Annotated in this window: 20 protein-coding genes and 1 pseudogene; 12 read left to right on the top strand and 9 right to left on the bottom strand. The window is 71.7% G+C overall.

The window, feature by feature from the left end:
• Together FPZ41_RS33215 and FPZ41_RS33210 are read left to right on the top strand one after the other, a co-directional pair.
• Positions 1-253, top strand: a 253-nt coding sequence (locus FPZ41_RS33215; protein WP_152867312.1) for a WYL domain-containing protein, incomplete at its 5' end; no start/stop codon positions are given.
• 200 nt (positions 254-453) lie between these two features.
• A complete protein-coding gene (locus FPZ41_RS33210) occupies positions 454-663 on the top strand; it encodes a hypothetical protein (protein WP_152867311.1) in 210 nt (69 codons plus the stop codon).
• Here the strand turns inward: FPZ41_RS33210 and istB are convergent.
• Complete coding sequence (gene istB / locus FPZ41_RS33205) at positions 641-1,987, bottom strand: IS21-like element helper ATPase IstB (protein ID WP_152867310.1); 1,347 nt, start codon at positions 1,985-1,987, stop codon at positions 641-643. The genes FPZ41_RS33210 and istB overlap by 23 nt on opposite strands.
• Positions 1,988-2,203: 216 nt before the next feature.
• On the opposite strand from istB, the gene FPZ41_RS33200 reads away from it, so the two are divergent.
• Positions 2,204-3,847: a DNA repair helicase XPB gene (locus tag FPZ41_RS33200; RefSeq protein WP_322621038.1), complete on the top strand. Its 1,644-nt coding sequence runs from the start codon at positions 2,204-2,206 to the stop codon at positions 3,845-3,847.
• Positions 3,848-3,910: 63 nt separating this feature from the next.
• On the opposite strand, the gene FPZ41_RS33195 is transcribed toward FPZ41_RS33200, so the two are convergent.
• Complete coding sequence (locus FPZ41_RS33195) at positions 3,911-4,102, bottom strand: hypothetical protein (RefSeq protein ID WP_152867308.1); 192 nt, start codon at positions 4,100-4,102, stop codon at positions 3,911-3,913.
• Positions 4,103-4,492: 390 nt separating this feature from the next.
• Here FPZ41_RS33195 and FPZ41_RS33190 point away from each other — a divergent pair, with 390 nt between their 5' ends.
• Positions 4,493-6,652 carry a HelD family protein gene (locus tag FPZ41_RS33190; protein WP_322621037.1) on the top strand — a complete coding sequence of 720 codons (2,160 nt, stop codon included), beginning with the start codon at positions 4,493-4,495 and terminating at the stop codon, positions 6,650-6,652.
• Positions 6,653-6,666: 14 nt separating this feature from the next.
• Here the strand turns inward: FPZ41_RS33190 and FPZ41_RS33185 are convergent, their stop codons facing one another.
• From FPZ41_RS33185 to FPZ41_RS33175, 3 genes are all read right to left on the bottom strand, one after another.
• Complete coding sequence (locus FPZ41_RS33185; RefSeq protein WP_152867307.1) at positions 6,667-7,368, bottom strand: copper homeostasis protein CutC; 702 nt, start codon at positions 7,366-7,368, stop codon at positions 6,667-6,669.
• Positions 7,369-7,462: 94 nt separating this feature from the next.
• Positions 7,463-8,134 (bottom strand): maleylpyruvate isomerase family mycothiol-dependent enzyme, encoded by a 672-nt coding sequence (locus FPZ41_RS33180; protein WP_152867306.1) that lies wholly within the window; start codon positions 8,132-8,134, stop codon positions 7,463-7,465.
• 9 nt (positions 8,135-8,143) lie between these two features.
• Positions 8,144-8,644, bottom strand: coding sequence for a hypothetical protein (locus FPZ41_RS33175; protein WP_152867305.1), 501 nt, complete (start codon positions 8,642-8,644; stop codon positions 8,144-8,146).
• A 206-nt stretch (positions 8,645-8,850) separates the two neighbouring features.
• Here FPZ41_RS33175 and FPZ41_RS33170 point away from each other — a divergent pair, with 206 nt between their 5' ends.
• From FPZ41_RS33170 to FPZ41_RS33160, 3 genes are all read left to right on the top strand, one after another.
• Positions 8,851-9,510, top strand: a complete 660-nt coding sequence (locus FPZ41_RS33170; RefSeq protein WP_152867304.1) for an HD domain-containing protein — start codon at positions 8,851-8,853, stop codon at positions 9,508-9,510.
• 129 nt (positions 9,511-9,639) lie between these two features.
• Complete coding sequence (locus FPZ41_RS33165; RefSeq protein ID WP_322621040.1) at positions 9,640-10,854, top strand: Cmx/CmrA family chloramphenicol efflux MFS transporter; 1,215 nt, start codon at positions 9,640-9,642, stop codon at positions 10,852-10,854.
• Positions 10,855-10,874: 20 nt separating this feature from the next.
• Positions 10,875-11,948, top strand: coding sequence for a GNAT family N-acetyltransferase (locus FPZ41_RS33160; RefSeq protein WP_152867302.1), 1,074 nt, complete (start codon positions 10,875-10,877; stop codon positions 11,946-11,948).
• A gap of 146 nt (positions 11,949-12,094) precedes the next feature.
• Here FPZ41_RS33160 and FPZ41_RS48850 read toward each other — a convergent pair.
• Positions 12,095-12,352: pseudogene (locus FPZ41_RS48850) on the bottom strand (DUF4031 domain-containing protein); the annotation flags it as partial.
• A complete protein-coding gene (locus FPZ41_RS33150) occupies positions 12,349-12,756 on the bottom strand; it encodes a hypothetical protein (RefSeq protein WP_152867301.1) in 408 nt (135 codons plus the stop codon). The pseudogene FPZ41_RS48850 and the gene FPZ41_RS33150, both read right to left, overlap by 4 nt.
• 56 nt (positions 12,757-12,812) lie before the next feature.
• Between FPZ41_RS33150 and FPZ41_RS33145 the strand changes: the two genes are divergently transcribed.
• The 5 genes from FPZ41_RS33145 to FPZ41_RS33125 all read left to right on the top strand — a co-directional run bounded on the left by FPZ41_RS33145 (position 12,813) and on the right by FPZ41_RS33125 (position 18,185).
• Positions 12,813-13,730 carry a MurR/RpiR family transcriptional regulator gene (locus FPZ41_RS33145; RefSeq protein ID WP_131568686.1) on the top strand — a complete coding sequence of 306 codons (918 nt, stop codon included), beginning with the start codon at positions 12,813-12,815 and terminating at the stop codon, positions 13,728-13,730.
• Positions 13,731-13,881: 151 nt separating this feature from the next.
• Complete coding sequence (murQ, locus tag FPZ41_RS33140) at positions 13,882-14,937, top strand: N-acetylmuramic acid 6-phosphate etherase (protein WP_152867300.1); 1,056 nt, start codon at positions 13,882-13,884, stop codon at positions 14,935-14,937.
• A gap of 90 nt (positions 14,938-15,027) precedes the next feature.
• Positions 15,028-15,870 (top strand): aldo/keto reductase, encoded by an 843-nt coding sequence (locus FPZ41_RS33135; RefSeq protein WP_152867299.1) that lies wholly within the window; start codon positions 15,028-15,030, stop codon positions 15,868-15,870.
• Positions 15,871-15,975: 105 nt separating this feature from the next.
• On the top strand, positions 15,976-16,545 hold the full coding sequence (locus FPZ41_RS33130) for a hypothetical protein (protein ID WP_322621039.1): 570 nt from the start codon (positions 15,976-15,978) through the stop codon (positions 16,543-16,545).
• 1,091 nt (positions 16,546-17,636) lie between these two features.
• Complete coding sequence (locus tag FPZ41_RS33125) at positions 17,637-18,185, top strand: DinB family protein (RefSeq protein ID WP_152867297.1); 549 nt, start codon at positions 17,637-17,639, stop codon at positions 18,183-18,185.
• A 34-nt stretch (positions 18,186-18,219) separates the two neighbouring features.
• On the opposite strand, the gene FPZ41_RS33120 is transcribed toward FPZ41_RS33125, so the two are convergent.
• Together FPZ41_RS33120 and FPZ41_RS33115 are read right to left on the bottom strand one after the other, a co-directional pair.
• Positions 18,220-19,179, bottom strand: a complete 960-nt coding sequence (locus FPZ41_RS33120; RefSeq protein ID WP_152867296.1) for a CU044_5270 family protein — start codon at positions 19,177-19,179, stop codon at positions 18,220-18,222.
• Positions 19,176-19,865 (bottom strand): RNA polymerase sigma factor, encoded by a 690-nt coding sequence (locus FPZ41_RS33115; RefSeq protein WP_152867295.1) that lies wholly within the window; start codon positions 19,863-19,865, stop codon positions 19,176-19,178. Before FPZ41_RS33115 ends, FPZ41_RS33120 begins: the two co-directional genes overlap by 4 nt.
• Positions 19,866-19,921: the final 56 nt, after the last annotated feature.

Below are 19,921 nucleotides of genomic sequence, written 5' to 3'. Positions count from 1 at the left end.
CGCCCCGGGCGGCTCCCTCCCCCGCACCAGCTCCGCCGAGACCCTCGCCACCATGCAGGCCGCCGTCCTCACCGGCGAGGCCCTCTGGATCGGCTACGTCAACGCCGAGGGCAGCGCCAGCCAGCGCGTCATCGCCCCCATCCGCGTCGAGGGCGGCTTCGTCACGGCGTACGACCACACGGCGGACGAGGTCCGTACGTATCCGCTGCACCGGGTGACCGGGGTGGCGGAGCTGGCCGACGACGCGCGATAGGCCGGCGCGACGGACGCGCGTCCTGCGTCCGGGCGTACTCACCGCTGCATGCGCGCCACGCCGCGCGGTTCCCCCGCACGACGGACGTTCCGGACCACCACGCATCGTGGCGCGAGCCGCCGGGCACCCACTCCTCGGAACTCCGCCCGGAGCTCCACCCGGAACTCCTGGACCCGAGCACCGAAAGGCACCGCAGCCCCATGCGCCTCAAGCCCCCCACCTCCACCCACACCCGCACCCGCACCCGCACCACCGTCCTCGCCTCCGCGGTGATCATCGCGCTCGGCGTGCTCGCCCCCACGGCCGTGGCGGCTCAGGCACCGTTGCCGCTGCCCCTCCCGGTCGGCGAGCCGCTGGTGACCGTGGAGGGACCGCTCATCAACAACCTCACTCTGCCCATGCCGAAGTAGCCCGCCGCGTGCGGTAGCTGTCCCCTTCGAGCCGGACGATCTCGGCGTGGTGGGCGAGCCGGTCGGCCATCGCCGGTGCGGCTCCGCCGCCGAAGACCTCGTCCCAGCGGCCGAGCGGGCGGTCGCTGGTCACGATCAGCGAGGCGCGCTCGTAGCGGTGCGCGACGAGTTGGAAGAACAGGTGGGCCGTGTCCGCGTCGAAGGGGGCGTAGCCGACCTCGTCGACGATCAGCACGGCGTGGGCGTCGAGCGCGGTCAGTTCCTCGGCCAGCCGTCCCTCGGCACGGGCACCGGACAGCCGGGCGGCCCACTCCGCGGCGGTCGCGAACAGCACCCGGTGACCGGCCTCACAGGCGCGGATGCCGAGTCCGGTCGCGAGATGCGTCTTGCCGGTGCCGGGAGCGCCGACGAACACGACGTTCCGCCGGGCGGTGACGAAGTCCAGTTTGCCGAGCCGGACCACGGTCTCCCGGTCGAACGAGCGCGGGTGGTCCTCGTCGAACTCCTCCAGCAGCTTGCGGGACGGGAACCCGGCGGCGCGGATCCGGGTCTCGGCGCCCGTCTCGTACGCGGCCGGGGTTCGCTGTGCCTGGGCGGGAACCGGGGTCGGGGCGGTCCTTCCCGCTCCCCGTACGTCGGCGGAAGACGCAGGAGACGCGGGGGGTGCGGGAGGCGCGGGAGCCAACGACAGCTCCTGCCCGGCGCTCCGGTGCTCACCGCGCACTCCGGGCTCCCCGTGCCCGTTGCCATGCCCGTGCAGTTCCGCGCGCTCCTTGTGTGCCTGGTCCGCGCGCATCGCCATCGGCCCCGACATGTACGCCAGGATCGCCGCCGACACGATGAAGGCCATGTGGATCACCGTGCCCCACAGCAGGGCGTGGCGCGAGGTGTGGTGGACGTCCACGAACATCTGGAGCAGATGGACGGAGGAGATGCCCACGATGGCGGTGGCGAGCTTGACCTTCAGTACGTTGGAGTTGACGTGGGAGAGCCACTCGGGCTGGTCCCGGTGGCCCTGGAGGCCGATGCGCGACACGAAGGTCTCATAGCCGCCGACGATCACCATGATCAGCAGGTTCGCGATCATGACGACGTCGACGAGTTTGAGGACCGCGAGCATCACGTACGTCTCGGTCGCCTGCCCCGTCACGCAGCGGAGAATTAAACCCCACAGCTCCTTGAAGAACTTGTAGACGTAGACGCCCTGGGCCGCCACGAGCCCGAAGTACAGCGGCGCCTGAAGCCAGCGGGTCGCGAACAGGGCGTACCCGAGCGTCGCTGTCGGGGAGGCTGGGGACGTGAGGGACTGGCTGCGACCGGGCAAGGGGCTCACTCCAGGGCTACGGCACGGGCTGTGACCTGCACGGTTCGCCATTCTGCGCATTCAGTGCCGTATATCCGAATTCCGGCCACTCATTGGAGTGGATAGACATCCCATACGACGTGACGCGGACGTCACCCCGATCCCTGCCGGCCCGCGCCCGCGATCGGGCACACTTGACGTTTGGCCGAGCAGTGCCACCTTGAAAGGCAGCCGCGCGTGAATGGTCCACTCATCGTCCAGAGCGACAAGACCCTCCTGCTCGAAGTCGACCACGAGCAGGCCGACGACTGCCGCCGGGCGATCGCGCCGTTCGCGGAGCTGGAGCGGGCTCCCGAGCACATCCACACCTACCGCGTGACCCCGCTCGGCCTGTGGAACGCGCGCGCGGCCGGGCACGACGCCGAGCAGGTCGTGGACGCGCTGGTGCAGTACAGCCGGTACCCGGTGCCGCACGCGCTGCTGGTGGACGTCGCGGAGACGATGGACCGCTACGGTCGGCTGACCATCGCCAAGCACCCGGCCCACGGACTCGTCCTCACCACCACCGACCGGCCGGTCCTGGAGGAGATCCTGCGGTCGAAGAAGATCGCCCCGCTGGTCGGCGCCCGTATCGACCCGGACACCGTCGCCGTGCACCCCTCCGAGCGCGGGCAGATCAAGCAGGTGCTGCTGAAGCTGGGCTGGCCCGCCGAGGACCTCGCCGGGTACGTGGACGGCGAGGCGCACCCGATCGAGCTGGCCGAGGACGGCTGGGCGCTGCGCCCGTACCAGAAGCAGGCGGTGGAGAACTTCTGGCACGGCGGCTCGGGGGTGGTCGTGCTCCCCTGCGGCGCGGGCAAGACGCTGGTCGGCGCCGGGTCCATGGCCCAGGCCAAGGCGACCACGCTCATCCTCGTCACGAACACCGTCTCCGCCCGGCAGTGGAAGCACGAGCTGGTGAAGCGCACCTCGCTGACCGAGGACGAGATCGGCGAGTACAGCGGGACGAGGAAGGAGATCCGCCCGGTCACCATCGCGACGTACCAGGTGCTGACGACGAAGCGGAAGGGCATCTACCCGCATCTGGAGCTCTTCGACTCCCGCGACTGGGGTCTGATCGTCTACGACGAGGTGCACCTGCTGCCCGCGCCGGTCTTCAAGTTCACGGCCGATCTGCAGGCGCGGCGGCGGCTCGGGCTGACCGCGACGCTCGTACGGGAGGACGGCCGCGAGTCGGACGTGTTCTCGCTGATCGGGCCCAAGCGGTTCGACGCGCCGTGGAAGGAGATCGAGGCGCAGGGGTACATCGCGCCGGCCGACTGCGTGGAGGTCCGGGTCAACCTCACGGACCGCGAGCGGCTCGCGTACGCGACCGCCGAGACCGAGGAGAAGTACCGCTACTGCGCGACGACCGAGACGAAGCGGAGGGTGGCGGAGGCGCTGGTGCGCCGCTTCGCCGGGCAGCAGATCCTCGTCATCGGGCAGTACATCGACCAACTCGACGAGCTGGGCGCGCACTTGAACGCCCCGGTGATCAAGGGCGAGACCAGCAACGCCCAGCGGGAGAAGCTCTTCGACGCCTTCCGTGAGGGCGAGATCAGCGTGCTGGTGGTGTCCAAGGTCGCGAACTTCTCGATCGACCTGCCGGAGGCGACGGTCGCGATCCAGGTGTCCGGCACGTTCGGGTCACGCCAGGAGGAGGCGCAGCGCCTCGGCCGCGTCCTGCGCCCCAAGGCGGACGGCCACCAGGCCCACTTCTACTCGGTGGTCGCCCGCGACACCATCGACCAGGACTTCGCGGCCCACCGCCAGCGTTTCCTGGCCGAACAGGGCTACGCGTACCGGATCGTGGACGCGGACGAGCTCCTGACGGAGAGCTGAGGGAGAGCTGAGGGAAGGGCTGTCGCCTCCTCCCGTGGCTCGGTCACGGAAGCGGGCGTCGCCTCAGCGGCGGCGTACGCCCGCCTCGTCCGTGTACTCACCCAGCACGGCCACCTCGAAGGCGGCGCCGGCGAAAACTTTGATCGCACGCAGCGCGTCGCCCAGCCAGTGGCGGTGGTGGGCGTCGTCGACGGCGGTCGCTCCGGGCGGCGGACCGTGCCGGGAGGGAATCGGGGAGAAGGTCGCTGCACTCATATGTCCATGATGCGATCGTTGCCCCCCGAATGGCGTCGGTCCAGGGAGGGAATCTTCTCGACCCCTCGGTCCCTCTCAGGTCTGCCGTCCCGTACGCCTCTGAGGTGAGGAGATCCCCTAGGGATCCCTAGGGATACGGCATCCGAACCCCGAGCCCATCGGAGTGCCGAACCTGGGGGGGGCGCAATTAATCCGTTCGCCGCCGCGCCCTCACCTCCCCTACAATCTCCGCTCTTGCCCGCCTCCCCTCGGAGTGCTGCCGCCCGGACGGAAACCGGACGGCACAGCCACACGTTCCCGCGTCATCACACACGGCAGTCGACCGGTCACGCGCCCGCGGTACGCCCCGCGCTGCCGGTCGGCGCGCCGTCACGCCCGGAGGCAGAACCCGTGTCCAGCCAGTCCGCCGATCCCGCCCGCCCTGACGACCCGAAGGCCGTCCACGCCGTCTCCGGCCCCGCAGACCTCGCGGGCCCCGTAGGCCCCGCCGATCCCACCGATCCACTCGCCCGCGAACGCGCCCACCTCTCCTCCTCCCGGACCGCGCTCCGGACCATGCGGGAGGACGTGGAGTCGCTCGACATCCGTGATGTCACCGCGAACTGGGTGAACGCGGAGGCGCTCCAGCACCAGATCAGCGAGCGCATCAAGGCCCTCGCCGACCTCAGCGACACGCCGCTGTTCTTCGGCCGCCTCGACTACCTCCACGCTCCGGGCGCCGAGCAGGCGGAGGGTGCGGAAGGGGAGCGCTTCTACATCGGGCGCCGTCATGTGCACGATGCCGCCGGTGACCCCATGGTCATCGACTGGCGCGCGCCCGTGTCGCAGCCGTTCTACCGGGCGTCCAAGCGGGACCCGATGGACATCGGTCTGCGCCGCCGTTTCGGCTACACGGGCGGCGACCTCACCGCGTACGAGGACGAGCACCTGTCCGACCCGGCCGAGGCGGCCACCACCAGCAAGCTGCTCCAGCAGGAGATCGAGCGCCCGCGCGTCGGTCCGATGCGCGACATCGTGGCGACCATCCAGCCCGAGCAGGACGAGATCGTACGGAGCGGGCTGGCGGGCACGGTCTGCGTGCAGGGCGGTCCGGGCACCGGGAAGACGGCCGTCGGCCTGCACCGCGTCGCGTATCTGCTCTACGCCTTCCGCGAGCGCCTCGCCCGCACGGGCACCCTCGTCATCGGACCGAACCGTTCCTTCCTCCACTACATCGAGCAAGTGCTGCCCGCGCTGGGCGAGTTGGAGGTGAAACAGGCAACCGTCGACGACCTCGTGGCACACGTAGAGGTGCGCGGCACCGACGACGCGGCCGCCGCCGTCGTCAAGGGCGACGCCCGGATGGCGGAGGTGCTGCGCCACGCCATGCGCTCGCACGTCACGATGCCCACCGAGCAGGTGGTCGTGGTGCGCGGCTCGCGTCGCTGGCGCGTCCCGGCGTACGAACTCGAAGACATCGTCCGGGAGTTGCTGGAGCGAGACATGCGCTACGGCGCCGCCCGCGAGGCTCTGCCCCAGCGGATCGCGCACGCGGTGCTCGTCCAGATGGAGCGCTCGGGCGAGGCGCCGGACGACCGCGTCCAGGATGCCGTGGCCCGCAACTCCGCGGTGAAGGCGGCCGTCAAGGAGATCTGGCCGCCCGTCGACCCCGCGAAGCTGGTGCTGCGCCTCCTCGCGGACGCGGACTACCTCGCCGTGCACGCGGACGGCGTCCTCACGGACGACGAGCAGAAGACGATCCTGTGGGCCAGGCCGGCCCGGAGCGTCAAGTCGGCCAAGTGGTCCGCGGCCGACGCCGTACTGATCGACGAGGCGACCGATCTCGTCCAGCGCACCCACTCGCTCGGCCATGTCGTGCTCGACGAGGCGCAGGACCTGTCCCCCATGCAGTACCGCGCGGTGGGCCGCCGCTGCACCACCGGGTCCGCGACCGTGCTCGGCGACCTCGCGCAGGGCACCACGCCCTGGGCGACACGGAGTTGGGAGGAGGCGCTGGCCCACCTCGGCAAGGGCGACGCCGTCGTCGAGGAGCTCACGGCCGGCTTCCGCGTCCCCACGGACGTGATCACGTACGCCTCCCGTCTGCTTCCCCACATCGCGCCGGGGCTGGCCCCGGTGGCGTCGGTCCGCGAGAACCCGGGGTTCTTCGAGCTCCGTACGATCACGCCCGGTACCGGCGGGGACGAGGGCGACGACGGGAACGCCCAAGTCGTCGCCGCCTGCGAGGAGTTGCTGCGCCAGGAGGGCTCGGTCGGTCTCATCGCCGCCGACGCCCGCGTCCCCGCCCTCACCGAGGCGCTCTCGGCGGCGGGCATCGCCCATCTCGACCCCGGCGAGGAGACGACGCCCGAGAGGCGCCTCACCCTGGTCCCCGCCTCGCTGGCCAAGGGCCTGGAGTACGACTACGTGGTCCTGGACGAGCCCCGGGCGGTCGTCGACGGCGAACCCGACGAACGCACCGGCCTGCGCCGCCTCTACGTGGCGCTGACCCGTGCGGTGTCGGGCCTGATCGTGACGCACGCGGCAGGGCTGCCCCCGCAACTCGCCTGAGCGGTACGGGAATGTCAGGCGTCCGGCGACGCGTCCAGTGCCGTACGCCACTCCCGTACGGCACGGGCAGCGACCGGTGCGCTCCAGCCTCCCCGGCGGGCGGCGCCCCCGATGTGGAAGGCGTCGACCCCGGCCGCACGCAGCTCCGGGACGTGGTCGAGGCGGAGGCCGCCGCCCGCCATGAGCCGCTGGGTGTAGCCGGGCTCCCCACGCCGGGCGACCTCGGCGAGCAGGACGGGCAGCCCGGCGTCGACGCCCTCGGCGGAACCCGCCGTCAGGTACGTGTCGAGCCCTGGCTGATCCGCGAGCTGCTTGCGCAGGGCGTCACGGTCGGCGGCGCGGTCGACGGCCCGGTGAAAGGTCCACCGGCACCCGTCCAGCCGCGCCACCAGCCGCTCCACGGCACCGAGATCGGGCCCGCCGACCTCGTCCAGAAAACCGAACACGAACGCGTCGGCCCCGGCGTCGCGCATGTCGCACCCGACCCGTACCAACGCGTCCACGTCGCCCGCCGCGAACCCGTCCGCCGCACGCAGCATCACCCGCACCGGGATGTCCACGGCCGCCCTGACCTCGGCGAACGTCCCGACCTCCGGTGTGAGCCCGTCCGCGCCCATGTCGGTGACCAGCTCCAGCCGGTCGGCCCCTCCGGCCTGAGCGGCGACCGCGTCCTCGACGTCGAGGGCGATCACTTCCAGGAGCGCACGCGTGGTCATGGGACCCCTTCCCGTGGATTCCGTTTCCCGTGAATCCCTCAGCGGCTGAGCGACTACAGGTCTAGTCCAATCTCAAGAGTACGGGGGCAGCGGATCAGCCGAAGAGGTTGAGTTCGGCCTCCACCGTTCCCGCCAGCTCGTACCGCGCCCCGGCCAACGGGCGCCCCGAGTACAGCCGTACGAGGGTGGCCGCGTCACCGAGGTAGCGGGCCGGTGACCGCTCCCCGGAGGGCGCACCGAGCAGCAGCGGCTCGTCCACGTCGTCGAGGTCGGCGTGCAGGGCGAGGTGCCCCCGTTCGCGGCTGAGCCACGCCAAGAGCCCCAGGGCGGGCTGCACCTGCTCTCCCCCGTACGCTCCGGGTACGCCCCACGCGTCGCGGACGTCCCCCGCGTGCACCCACTCCCCGAGGGCGATCCCGTCCAGCGCACCGCCTGCCCCGGCGATCACCGGCCCGGCCTCGGTCATGCCCCGCTCCAGCTCGTCCACGATCCGCGCCACCGGCCAGCCGTCCCGCTCTGCGATGTCGCGGTCGTTCGACTCCGGGCTGAAGACCCCCTCCTCGAACCGGTTCTCCACCACCCGCGACAACGCGGCCGAGCAGTGCGCGAGTACGTGCCGCACGGTCCAGCCCGGACAGCAGGTCCCGGCCGCGAAGTCCCCCTCCGGGCGCCCCCGCAGGAGGGGAATCAGCACGTCCCGTTCTGCCGTCAGCAGCCGGCCGGGGAGTTCCGGGTCCCGTTCGTCGTGTGCGCCAACAGTAGTCATGGGGCCACGCTAGTGCCGTACGGCAGGCTCCCGCCGGGATGAGTAGAGCCGCTGGCCCTTCCCCAGGGGCTGCTCGGGCACGTGCCCTCGCCACAGCACCACGCCGTGACGCCGCTCCCAGTACGTCGCGTACGCCCACTTGACGAGCCGCTCCGGCACGACCAGCAGCGGGAAGAATGCCATCAGGGGATCCAATATCAGGCCCATGGCCGTGGACATCACCACCAAGAGGACGAAGGAGGACCAGTCGAAGCTCTGGCGGAGAGACGTCTCCAGCGCGCGCCGTACCGTGCCGGGATCCGCCACGGGAACCGCGCTCTCGAAGTCCTGCTTCTCACCGCCGAACCACGTCAACCGGGTGCAGGCGAGCACCCCGTTCAGAGCGGCGAACGCCATGAGGACGGTCGAAAACAGCTGCAGGTCGGCATCGATACTCGGAGGAACATCGCGCACGCCGAAGACCACGGGCACGGTGACGGCCAGGGCACACACCGCCTCGACCACGGTCATCGCCTCATGGTGGACATACCTGTGCATGTGGCTCCCCCCTCCGCACCCGCCTCCCCGCAGGCGGCTGCCGCACCCCACACGGCACCACTATGCATACGGCGCCCGCCCCGGCAAGCGCTTCGTCCGCGGCACCCCCGAACCGTCAGCTGCCCTTGGCCTCCGGTTCACCCGGCCGGCCGTTCACCCGGCTCGTTCAGAATGGCCCCATGGCCGACCGCGACGCACTCGACGCCCTCCGTTCCCGCTGGCTGACCGCCCTGCTCGCGGCGCGCGACGGCGCCTGTCATCCCTCCCCGTCCCCATACGCCGACAGCCTGATCAAGCGCTGGTCGGAGCCGCAGCGCAAGTACCACACCCTCGACCACCTCACAGCGGTCCTGGACCACATCGATGTCCTGGAGGGGTACGCCGACGACCCGCACGCCGTCCGGCTGGCGGCCTGGTTCCACGACGCGGTGTACCTGCCGGAGCGGTCCACGAACGAGGAGCGGTCGGCGCGGCTCGCCGAGCGTGCGCTGCCCGAGGCCGGAGTCCCGCAGGAGACGACGGACGAGGTCGCTCGCCTGGTCCGGCTGACCGTCACCCACGACCCCGCCGACGACGACGCCAACGGGGCCGTCCTCTGCGACGCGGATCTGGCCGTTCTGGCCGGGCCCCCGGAGTCGTACGCCCGGTACGCGGCCGCCGTCCGCGAGGAGTACTCCTTCGTTCCGGACGACGCCTTCCGTACGGGCCGGGCGGCCGTACTGCGCCAACTCCTCGACCTGCCACGGCTGTTCCGGACGCCGTACGGGGAACGGGAGTGGGAGGCGCCGGCCCGCCGGAACATCGTGGCCGAGATCGAACGGCTCAGCGGCGGGTCCTGAGCGGCGGACGGTCCGGCGGGCGGCGGGGCCAGTCGCCGTCGGCCGGTGGGAATGCCCGTCCCGCTACCGGCGTTGCCCTCGTACATGCCCTCCCGCTCTCCGTCCCGCAGCGGCACCGACCGCTCCCGCATACCCCTCGCCGTCTACGTCCTCGGTCTGTCCGTCTTCGCCCTCGGCACCAGCGAGTTCATGCTCTCCGGGCTGCTGCCGCCCCTCGCGGAGGACATGGGGGTGAGCATCCCCCGGGCGGGGCTGCTGATCTCGGCGTTCGCGATCGGGATGGTGGTCGGGGCGCCGCTGCTCGCCGTGGCCACGCTCCGGCTGCCCCGCCGTACGACTCTGATCACGCTGATCACCGTCTTCGGGTTCGGTCAGATCGCGGGAGCCCTCGCGCCCAACTACACGGTTCTCTTCGCCTCCAGGGTCGTAAGCGCCCTGGCCTGTGCGGGGTTCTGGGCGGTGGGGGCCGCCGTGGCGGTGGCGATGGTACCGGTCGGCGCGCGGGCCCGCGCGCTCGCCGTGATGATCGGCGGGTTGTCGATCGCGAACGTCCTGGGTGTCCCGGCGGGCGCCTTCCTCGGGGAGCACTTCGGCTGGCGTTCGGCGTTCTGGGCCGTGGCCGTCGCCAGCGGGATCGCGCTCGTCGGGGTGGTCTCGCTGATCCCGGCCCTGCCGGTGCCCGACGAGCGGCCGCGGCTGCGGCAGGAGGTCCGGATCTACCGCGACCCCCAGGTCTGGCTCTCCGTGTCCGTCGTGGCGCTGGCCGCCGGCGGAGTCTTCTGCGCGTTCAGCTATCTCGCACCGCTGCTCACGGACGTCGCCGGGCTCGACGACGGCTGGGTGCCGACCGTGCTCGCACTCTTCGGGATCGGCGCGCTGATCGGTACGGCGATCGGCGGGCGGATCGCCGACGCCCACCTGTTCGGCGTGCTGCTCAGCGGCATCGCCGCCTCGACGGTCCTCCTCTTCGCGCTGGCCCTCCTCGGCGAGTACGCGGTCCTCACCGTCGCCCTCTCCTTCCTCCTCGGCGTGTCCAGCTTCTACACCGCGCCCGCGCTCAACGCCCGGCTGTTCAACGTCGCGGGCGCCGCCCCCACCCTCGCCGGGGCCACCACCACCGCCGCCTTCAACCTCGGCAACACCGGCGGCCCCTGGCTCGGCGGCGCGGTCATCGACGCGGGGTTCGGCTTCGCGTCCACGGCCTGGGCGGGCGCCGGCCTCACGGCGACGGCCATCGGCGCGACGGCGGTCTCGCTGCGGCTGCACCGTCGCGCGTCTCCCGCGTCGCGCGTGGTAGCGGGCACACCCGACCGAGCCGATAAACCCGTACGTACGGACACGTGATCGCCTCTATCCTCGCCGCCATGCGACCAATGGGTGGGGACCAGGTGGAGGAAGCCGTCGGACACGCGCTCGCGCTGCTGCGGACCGCGACGGACCGGGACTGGGAGGGCACCAGGGCGGGCCGCGTGGAGTGGAGTTGCCGTGAGACGGCCGAGCACATTGCCTCGGATCTCATCGCGTACGCGGGACAGTTGGCCGGACGCGCGACCAAGGCATACGTGCCCTTCGAGCTGACCTTGGAGGACGGCGCCGACACCGCGGGCATGCTCGACGTGATCGAGACGACGGGCACCCTGCTCGCGGTGACCGTCCGGGCAACCCCGCGCGATGTGCGCGCCTTCCACCCATATCCCTTCCGCGCCGCCGACCGCGAGGGTTTCGCCGCGATGGGTGTCGTGGAGGTGCTGCTGCACACCCACGACATCGCCGAGGGCCTCGGCCTGCCGTACGAGCCCCCCGCCGAGCTCTGCCAGAACATCCTCACCCGCCTCTTCCCGCACGTCCGACCCGGCCCCGAGCCCTGGCCCACCCTCCTGTGGGCCACCGGCCGCGGCGACCTGCCCGGCCATGCCCCGGTCACCGCGTGGCGCTGGAACAACCCGCTGGTCATCCCCGCCGAGCGGCTCGCCCTGCACGGCGTCACCCCGGCCGCGGCCGCCGATCTGGCCGCGGGCGGCACGGGCGGCTTCGAGTGGATCGAGGGCGGCCCGGTCGAGGGCACCCGCGAGGGCGCGGGCATGATCATGAAGCTGTACGAGACGGGGACGCTACGCGCGGAGTGGGGCATGTACGTCCTGGTCCGCACCGAGGACGGCCGCGCCCTCGGCGCCCTCGGCTTCCACGCCGCGCCCGACGAGGAGGGTCGCACGGAGATCGGCTACGACCTCGTCGAGGCGGCCCGCGGCAACGGCTACGCCACGGAGGCGCTGCGCACGCTGGCCGACTGGGCGCGGGGGCGCGACGACGTCCGCTCGCTGTTCGCGGTCGTCGACAAGGAGAACGTCCCGTCGCAGGGGGTCGTCACCCGGTCCGGGTTCACGCGGGTCAGCGACGACGGGGAGGAGTTCGCCTACGAACTCCGGCTGCGGTCCTGAGGGTGGCTGCGGTCCCGGCCTGTGTGCGAGGGGGCCTCACCGGCGTACGGACCGGGAGCCTCACCGGCGTACGGACCGGGAGCCTCACCGGCGCGCGTGCCGGGAGCAGCGCCGGCGTGCGTGCCGGGAGCCTCTCCGGTGTTCCCGCGCCGCTTCGGCCGGCGCAGGCCCGCTTGTGTGAGCCTGCGCAGCAGTTCCTTCGGGCCCACCTCCACGGCACCCGCGCGCACCACGTCCGCGTAGCGGTGGGACGGGATGTCGTAGTGGTCGCGTTCGAAGGCGCGCTCGGGTATGCCCAGGTCCCGTGCGAACGCGTGGAGTTCGTCGTACGACTCGTCACTGACGAGGTGCGACCACATACGGCCGTGGCCGGGCCAGGTGGGCGGGTCGATGTAGATCGTCACGAGGTCGTCGTCCCGCCGGCCGCCGATCCCAGCGAGCCCAGCGCCGCGACCTTCACGCCCGCCTTGTGACAGACCCAGTGGGGGTCGGTGCCCAGCTCGGGCTCGACGTCGAGGGCGTGTGGGTCGCCGGAGGGGCACACCGGGCACAGGGGCCAGCGCCCGTACCGCTCCAGCAGCGCGTCCTGGACGTCCTGCGCGACGAGCCCGGCCACGTACCCCGCGCCCTCGGGCCACTGCTCGACCCACCACCGGCGCTCGACGACCGAGTCCTCGACCAGCGAGACGACATCCGCCTCGGCGACCTCGCCGGCGACCAGATCGGCGAGCACGAGGGCGCGAGCGGCGTGCAGCGCCTGCTCCAGGGGGCTGATGGGATCGCCTACGGGATCGCCGGTGAGGTCCATGCCCCCATTGTGCTCACCCTTGACCGCACGGCAGCTCGGAAAATATCTTTCAGAGCGTGAGCAACAAAGTGAAGGAAATTTTCGGGGGCGCCGCGCCACCCGCTCCCGCCGCCCTCGCGGCCAAGGTGCGCACACTCGCTCCGTCCATGACCAGATCCATGCAGCGGGTCGCCGAGGCCGTCGCCGGTGACCCGGCGGGCTGCGCTGCCCTCACCGTCACGGGACTCGCCGAGCTCACCGGCACCAGCGAGGCGACCGTCGTCCGTACGGCCCGGCTGCTCGGCTATCCGGGTTACCGGGACCTGCGCCTCGCGCTCGCCGGGCTCGCCGCGCAGCAGCAGTCGGGCCGCGCGCCCGCCGTCACCGCCGACATCGCGGTCGACGACCCCATCGCCGACGTGGTGGCGAAGCTCGCGTACGACGAGCAGCAGACCCTCGCCGACACCGCGGCCGCACTCGACACGATCCAGCTCGGCGCGGCGGTCACCGCGCTGGCGGGGGCCCGGCGGGTCGACGTGTACGGCGTGGGCGCGTCCGGGCTCGTCGCCCAGGACCTCACGCAGAAGCTGCTGCGCATAGGGCTCATAGCCCACGCGCACAGCGACCCGCACCTCGCCGTCACCAACGCGGTGCAGCTCGCCGCCAAGGACGTGGCGATCGCGATCACGCACTCGGGCTCGACGGGTGACGTCATCGAGCCGTTGCGGGTCGCGTTCGAGCACGGGGCGACGACGATCGCCATCACCGGGCGCCCCGACGGTCCCGTCAGCCAGTACGCCGACCATGTGCTCACCACGTCCACGGCCCGGGAGAGCGAGCTGCGGCCGGCGGCGATGTCGTCCCGGACGAGTCAGCTGCTGGTCGTGGACTGCCTGTTCGTCGGAGTGGCGCAGCGGACGTACGAGACGGCGGCGCCGGCGTTGTCCGCTTCGTACGAGGCGTTGGCGCACCGGCATCGGAGTGGGCCGCGGTAGCGCTCCGCCGGAGACCGGAGCACTGGCCGCACCGGCCACGCCGGCCGTCGCCGTGGCCGCCGTCGCAGTGACCGCCGTAGCCGCCGTAGGACTGAAACTCCCCTGAAGGGGCGCACTCGCGCACCCGCACCGCACGAAAAGAGCCGTTGCCATGACCTCCCCCACCAACGCCGCCTCCCCCGATCACCGTGGCCTGAAAGCCGATCACCGCGACCTGAAAACCGATCACCGTGACCTGAAGGCCGATCACCGTGACCTGAAGGCCGATCACCGTGACCTGAAGGCCGATCACCGTGACCTGAAGGCCGAGCTGGAGACCCTCACCACCGAGGCGTTCCGCCCGGAGCTGGCCGAGATCGACCGGCTGCCCACCCTCGACATCGCGCGGCTCATGAACGGGGAGGACGCGGCGGTACCGGCTGCCGTCGCCGCGCAGTTGCCCCGGATCGCCGCCGCCATCGACGCCCTCGCCGAGCGGATGGAGCGCGGCGGCCGGCTCGTCTACGCGGGCGCGGGCACCGCCGGGCGACTGGGCGTACTGGACGCCTCCGAGTGCCCGCCGACCTTCAACACGGACCCGTCCCGCGTGGTCGGCCTGATCGCGGGCGGCCCCGAGGCCATGGTCACCTCGGTCGAGGGCGCCGAGGACTCCAGGGAACTGGCGCGGGCCGACCTCGACGCGCTCGCCCTGACCCCCGCCGACACGGTGGTGGGCGTCTCGGCCTCCGGCCGCACCCCGTACGCGCTCGGCGCGGTGGAGTACGCCCGTGAACGGGGGGCGTTGACCATCGGCCTGTCCTGCAACGCGGACAGCGCACTCGCCGCGGCCGCGGACCACGGCATCGAGGTCGTGGTGGGCCCGGAGTTGCTGACCGGTTCGACGCGACTGAAGGCGGGCACGGCGCAGAAGCTGGTCCTGAACATGCTCTCGACGATCACGATGATCCGCCTGGGCAAGACGTACGGGAACCTGATGGTGGACGTCCGCGCCTCGAACGAGAAGCTGCGCGCCCGCTCCCGCCGCATCGTGGCCCTGGCGACGGGAGCTTCGGACGAGGAGATCGAACGGGCCCTCGCGGCCACGCACGGCGAGGTCAAGAACGCGATCCTCACGATCCTCGGCGGGGTCGACGGACCGACGGCGGCCCGCCTCCTGGAGGAGAGCGAGGGGCATCTGCGGGGGGCGCTGGAGGCGGCGGACAGGTGAGCGAAAACACCGGGCAGATTGCCCAACTCCCCTGTTAGTGTCGCCGATTGGCCATGCACGCGGAGGCGACCGAAGGGGCGGAGACGGCAGATGGCATCGACCACGACCACCACGTTTCGGATCGGCGGAGACCTTGAGGTGGGGCGGCTCGGACTGGGCGCCATGCACCTGTCCGCCGAACCCGCCGACGTCCGCGCCGCCTCCCTCGCGCTCGCCCGGCGGGCGGTGGAGCTGGGCGTCACACTGATCGACACGGCTCACCTGTACGGCTGGGGAGCCAACGAGGAACTCCTCGCCGAGGCCCTGCACCCGTACCCGAAGGACCTGCTCGTCACCACCAAGATCGGCATCTCACGGCAGCCGTCGGGCGAGGCACGGCTGGACGGGCGGCCCGAGGTCCTGCGCCACCAGGTGGACGAGGCACTGCGCCGACTGCGCGTCGAGCGGATCGAACTCCTCCAACTGCACCGCATCGACCCGGAGACGCCCCTCTCCGACCAGCTCGGCACGCTGCGGGACCTCCAGACCGAGGGCAAGGTGGGCCGGATCGGACTGTCCGAGGTCACCGTCGCCGAACTCGACCAGGCGCGGGAGATCGTCGACGTCGTGAGCGTGCAGAACCGCTACAACCTGCTCGACCGCGAACACGACCCGGTACTCGACGCGTGCACGGCGGCGGGCATCGCGTTCCTGCCGTGGCGGCCCGTCGCCCACGGCACGTCGGGTGAGCGGGCCGAGGTCGCCGCCGTGGCGGCCGAGCTGGGCGTGACCGCCACCCAGGTCGCGCTCGCCTGGCTCCTCGACCGCTCTCCGGTCGTCCTCCCGATCCCGAGCACCACCAGCACCGCCCACCTGGAGGAGAACCTCGCGGCGACCGGCCTGCGACTGCCCCAGTCCCAGCGCGACCGCCTCGACAGGCTGACCGTCGGCTGACCGGGGAGGCACAGCCCTCGCTGTGCGCTGTCAGCGGTCCATGCCATGCTCGACCACGACAGCAGGACACCGTCCGAGGAGGTGTCCGAGGAGGAGACGACCACGGTGAACCACGCACAGCTGACCGCCCTGGGCCGGGCCCTGCGCCTCCTCGGCGAGCACGGTGACGCCCTGACGTCCACCACTCCCGACGCCAAGCTGCACGAGGTCAAGGCCGACCTGCGGCGCGCCCTGGACCTGCTGGACGAGACGGTCACGACCGCGGCGCCCACGACGCGCTGCGCCGAGCACCCGAACGGCCCGGTGGACGAGGACGCCCCCGACCGCTGCCTCCTGTGCGAGACCCGCCGCCGCGCCGCCCGCCGCGCCCAGCTCAACGGCGCGTACGGGCCACCACGCCCCACGGACCCCGGCTCGTCCCGCTACGGCATACGCGGCGACCGCCCCCAGCCCCAGCAGCGCTGGCTCCCGGAGGCGTGGAACGGTCAGGCGTGGCAGCTCTGCGGCACCCCACGCCGCGACCGCCGCGAGGCCGAGCTGTACCTGGCCGCCGAACGCCGCGGCCCCCGCCCGGCGACGGCATACCGCCTGGTCCACGAGTTCACGGACTACGAGGTGCTGCGGGTGTGGGGCGAGCCGGTGCGAGTGGACATCGAGCCGATGGGCAATCTGTAACGCCGCCCCGCTCGACCGACGCGCTTCTCACGGCCTGCGCATTCTCGCCGGAGAACACCCTGGTGGGGGCCGCCCGCTTCTTGGCCAGTGTCGTGCTTCCGCGAGCCGAGTAAAGGGCGCTCCGCTGACGCTCCGCGTCGCCTTCGGCGATCGGCCTGCGGCCGACCCTTGACTCGGCTCGCTCCAGCACGGGGAAGAAGCGAGCGGGCGGCCCGGAAAGACGGGGTGCCCAGCGAGTTTGCGCTTGAGCTGGGTCGAGAAGTGGGCCAAGGCTGACGCGCGCGACCGCGCCTCGCATGCACGCCGGCTGAGTTCGGCGACTTACGGCCGGTCACCGAGACGACCACGCCACCAGCACCACGAACGCAGCGCCGGCCACGAGCACGGTCGGCAATGAACGCCCATGCATGGGTAATTGGCAGATTTGGGCCACCCGAGACAGGTAAAAGCCCAGGGACTGGACGCTCAGCGGTGGCCCAAATCTGCCAATTACCCTTCGGAACAAGGCTGGTGGGGCTGGTGTGACAGGTGAGGTGGCGAGGTCTCGTCTCGCCGTCCATGTCCCTCGCGCCCGCCCTCGCACCGCAGCTCACCCCCACCGCAGCTCTCCCCCACCCGCTGTACGCCGCCGAACCCACCCGGCGTGCATGCGAGACGCGGTCGCGCCCGTCAACTCCGGCCGGCAATGCAGCCCACGCAACGCGCCTCCCACCCTGGGCCCCCGTTTTCCTGGGCGCCCGCTCGCTTCTCACCCGTGCTGGAACGGCCCGGGTCAAGGGTGGCCCGGAGGGCCATCGCCGAAGGCGACGCGGAGCGGCAGCGGAGCGCCCTTGATGCGGGCCGTTCCAGCACGACACTGGCAAAGAAGCGGGCGCCCTCACGGCCACCTGAAGGCCGCCAGAGCTCGTGCGGCGGTGGTCGACGGCGAGAAGGGTCACGCGCGGCGAAGTGCGACTGACACGAGCCCGGAGGGGCCAAACGGAGGGGGCCAAACGGAGGGGGCCAAACGGAGCAAGCGGTCATGAACTGACCTATATGGGTCCTAGCGTGTGGCCATACCGACGGAACAGGAATCCACGGAGGGCCACACCATGAACGACACCTTGATCACCAGCGAGCGCACCGGCGAATGCTCCGACGAGCGCACCGACCTGCTCGACACCCTGGCCAAGCACCGGCACTTCCTGCGTTTCACCACCCGCGACCTCACTGACGAGCAGGTCGGCCTGCGGACCACCGCCGGCGAACTCTGTCTGGGCGGACTGATCAAGCACGTCACGTCGGCGGAACGGAACTGGGCGGACTTCATCCGGAACGGCCCGTCGGCGCCACGCGACATCACGTCCATGACCGAGGCCGACCTGGCCCAGTGGGCCGACGAGTTCAAGATGCTGCCCGGTGACACGCTGGCCGGTGTGCTGGCCGAGTACGAGGAAGTGGCCCGGGGGACAGACGAGTTGATCGCCTCCCTGCCCGATCTCGACGCTACCCGACGGCTGCCGAAGGCCCCTTGGTTCGAGCCCGGGGCCCGCTGGTCGGCACGCAGGGCGCTGCTGCACATCATCGCCGAGACCGCCCAGCACGCCGGCCACGCCGACATCATCCGGGAGTCCCTGGACGGCGCCAAGACGATGGGCTGACCGTTGTGTTCCGTCACGGCGTCTCTGTGTTCCGTCACGGCGTCTCGCGGACCCTGTCCACCACCCCCACGTCCAGCACCGCCTGTTCCGTTGAACCCAGGTAGGTCAGGTCCGAGGAGCGGAACACCCAGGTCGTGCGCTCCTCGTCGTCCGACGTGATGGTGAGGCCGATGCCCTCGCGGCCCGCGGCGTCTCGCGCCGTGTCCACCGCGACGACCCCGGGCAGCTTCGCCACCGCGCGGTAGAGCGCCGCGCTCTTCTCGGGGAGCAGGGTGGCCGTGTCGAGCATGCCGCCCACGGCCTCGAAGACGGCCTCCTGCTCGGTCGGCCCGTGGCCCCCGGCATCCTCGTAGAGCTTGTCCACCAGCTTGTCGGGGTCCGTGGGCAGTGCCGCCAGCTCGCGGTAGGTCGACACGTTGGGGTCCGCCCCGGCGCGGCCGGTCCCAGGGGGTGTGTTCGTCGGCGGGCCGGAGACCACCTCCTGGCGGATGTAGCCGTCGCGGGTGCCGTCCACGGACGTCCAGTCCTCACGCCGGACCTGCCAGGTGCCCACCACACGGAAGGAGTTGCCGTACCTTCTCACGGCCTCCTGGGAGCCTTCCGTCTTGACGTAGACGAACTGGTCGTCACGGATCGTCGTGACCGGTGCCGTCGCCGCGGCGACGGCCAGGCGGTCCAGGAGTTCCACCGCCTGCCGGTGCCGGGCCTCGTCCACCTGAGGGCCGAAGAGATCCGTGACCGCGCCGGTCACCGCCACACCGGCCACCAGGGTTCCGGCCAGGGCCGTGGGCAGCACCACCTTCAGCCACTTGGGACGGGGACGGGCGGGGCGGGCCCCCTCGTCGAGATCGCGCCGGAACTCCTGGGTCAGCCGACTCCTGAGCGCCCGGTGCCGCTCGCCGGGGAGCGCGGGGGCGTCCGCGGGCGGAAGGGCGGTGCGCAGACCGGCCACGAGGTTCTGCTCGTCCTCGCCGTGCGGCGTGGAGATCTTCATCGGTTCGTCTCCTCGGTCGTGGGGGTGGCCGCCCTGCAGCCCGCGTTCTGTGTCTGTCCGGATGTCTGTCCGGATGCCTGTCCGGATGCCTGTCCGGATGCCTGTCCGGCCGCTCCCGGGTATCGCGTCGTCCCGCGCGCCCTGACCAGCTCCGACTCGGTCCGGGCGCGCAGTCGCGTCCGTGCCCGGGACAGCCTGGAGCGGACCGTCCCGGGAGAGACGCCGAGCGCCTCGGCGGCGGCCGCGGAGTCCAGGCCGGACCAGACGCAGAGCATCACCACCTCCCGCTCGTGCCGTCGCAGACGGTCCAACGCGGCTCGTGCGGCGGCGAGTTGCTCGACGTTGGCGATGCGGCCGACCACCTCGTCGGCGAAGTCGGGCACGGTGTCGTGGAGGTGGACGCGGGCCAGCGCGTTCCGGTGCCGGCGCAGGGCACGGGACTGGTTGCGCAGGACGTTCACACAGATCCCGAGCAGCCAGGGCAGGAGGGCGTCTCCGTCCGGGTGCACGCTCTGCCGCAGCCGCCATGCCTCCAGGAAGGTCAGCGAGACGATGTCCTCGGCCTGCCCCCAGTCGCCCGTGCCGCGCGCCGCCAGCCGGTGGACGGCCGGGGCACACTGGTCGAAGAGTTCCGCGAAGGCATCGGGATCACCGGCTCTCACCCGAGCACGTAGTGAAGGTTCCATGCCCGGTTCTGTCCACCCGCCTCCGACTGCTGCGTGATCTGCGTCACATACGATGC

Origin of the sequence: Streptomyces acidicola, assembly GCF_009377235.1 — a bacterium.
Lineage (GTDB): Bacteria > Actinomycetota > Actinomycetes > Streptomycetales > Streptomycetaceae > Streptomyces > Streptomyces acidicola.
Note: the sequence above shows the minus strand (reverse complement) of the source record. Positions and strands in the feature narration are given on the sequence as shown.

What these genes read in the sequence shown, in the direction of transcription:
- FPZ41_RS33210 (WP_152867311.1), top strand. Translation starts at nt 454, where the DNA reads ATGCGCCTCAAGCCCCCCACCTCCACCCACACCCGCACCCGCACCCGC.
- FPZ41_RS33120 (WP_152867296.1), bottom strand. Translation starts at nt 19,179, where the DNA reads ATGAAGATCTCCACGCCGCACGGCGAGGACGAGCAGAACCTCGTGGCC.
- FPZ41_RS33115 (WP_152867295.1), bottom strand. Translation starts at nt 19,865, where the DNA reads ATGGAACCTTCACTACGTGCTCGGGTGAGAGCCGGTGATCCCGATGCC.
- FPZ41_RS33170 (WP_152867304.1), top strand. Translation starts at nt 8,851, where the DNA reads ATGGCCGACCGCGACGCACTCGACGCCCTCCGTTCCCGCTGGCTGACC.
- FPZ41_RS33185 (WP_152867307.1), bottom strand. Translation starts at nt 7,368, where the DNA reads ATGACCACGCGTGCGCTCCTGGAAGTGATCGCCCTCGACGTCGAGGAC.
- FPZ41_RS33175 (WP_152867305.1), bottom strand. Translation starts at nt 8,644, where the DNA reads ATGACCGTGGTCGAGGCGGTGTGTGCCCTGGCCGTCACCGTGCCCGTG.
- FPZ41_RS33180 (WP_152867306.1), bottom strand. Translation starts at nt 8,134, where the DNA reads ATGACTACTGTTGGCGCACACGACGAACGGGACCCGGAACTCCCCGGC.
- FPZ41_RS33160 (WP_152867302.1), top strand. Translation starts at nt 10,875, where the DNA reads ATGCGACCAATGGGTGGGGACCAGGTGGAGGAAGCCGTCGGACACGCG.
- FPZ41_RS33135 (WP_152867299.1), top strand. Translation starts at nt 15,028, where the DNA reads ATGGCATCGACCACGACCACCACGTTTCGGATCGGCGGAGACCTTGAG.
- FPZ41_RS33150 (WP_152867301.1), bottom strand. Translation starts at nt 12,756, where the DNA reads ATGGACCTCACCGGCGATCCCGTAGGCGATCCCATCAGCCCCCTGGAG.
- murQ (WP_152867300.1), top strand. Translation starts at nt 13,882, where the DNA reads ATGACCTCCCCCACCAACGCCGCCTCCCCCGATCACCGTGGCCTGAAA.
- FPZ41_RS33195 (WP_152867308.1), bottom strand. Translation starts at nt 4,102, where the DNA reads ATGAGTGCAGCGACCTTCTCCCCGATTCCCTCCCGGCACGGTCCGCCG.
- FPZ41_RS33125 (WP_152867297.1), top strand. Translation starts at nt 17,637, where the DNA reads ATGAACGACACCTTGATCACCAGCGAGCGCACCGGCGAATGCTCCGAC.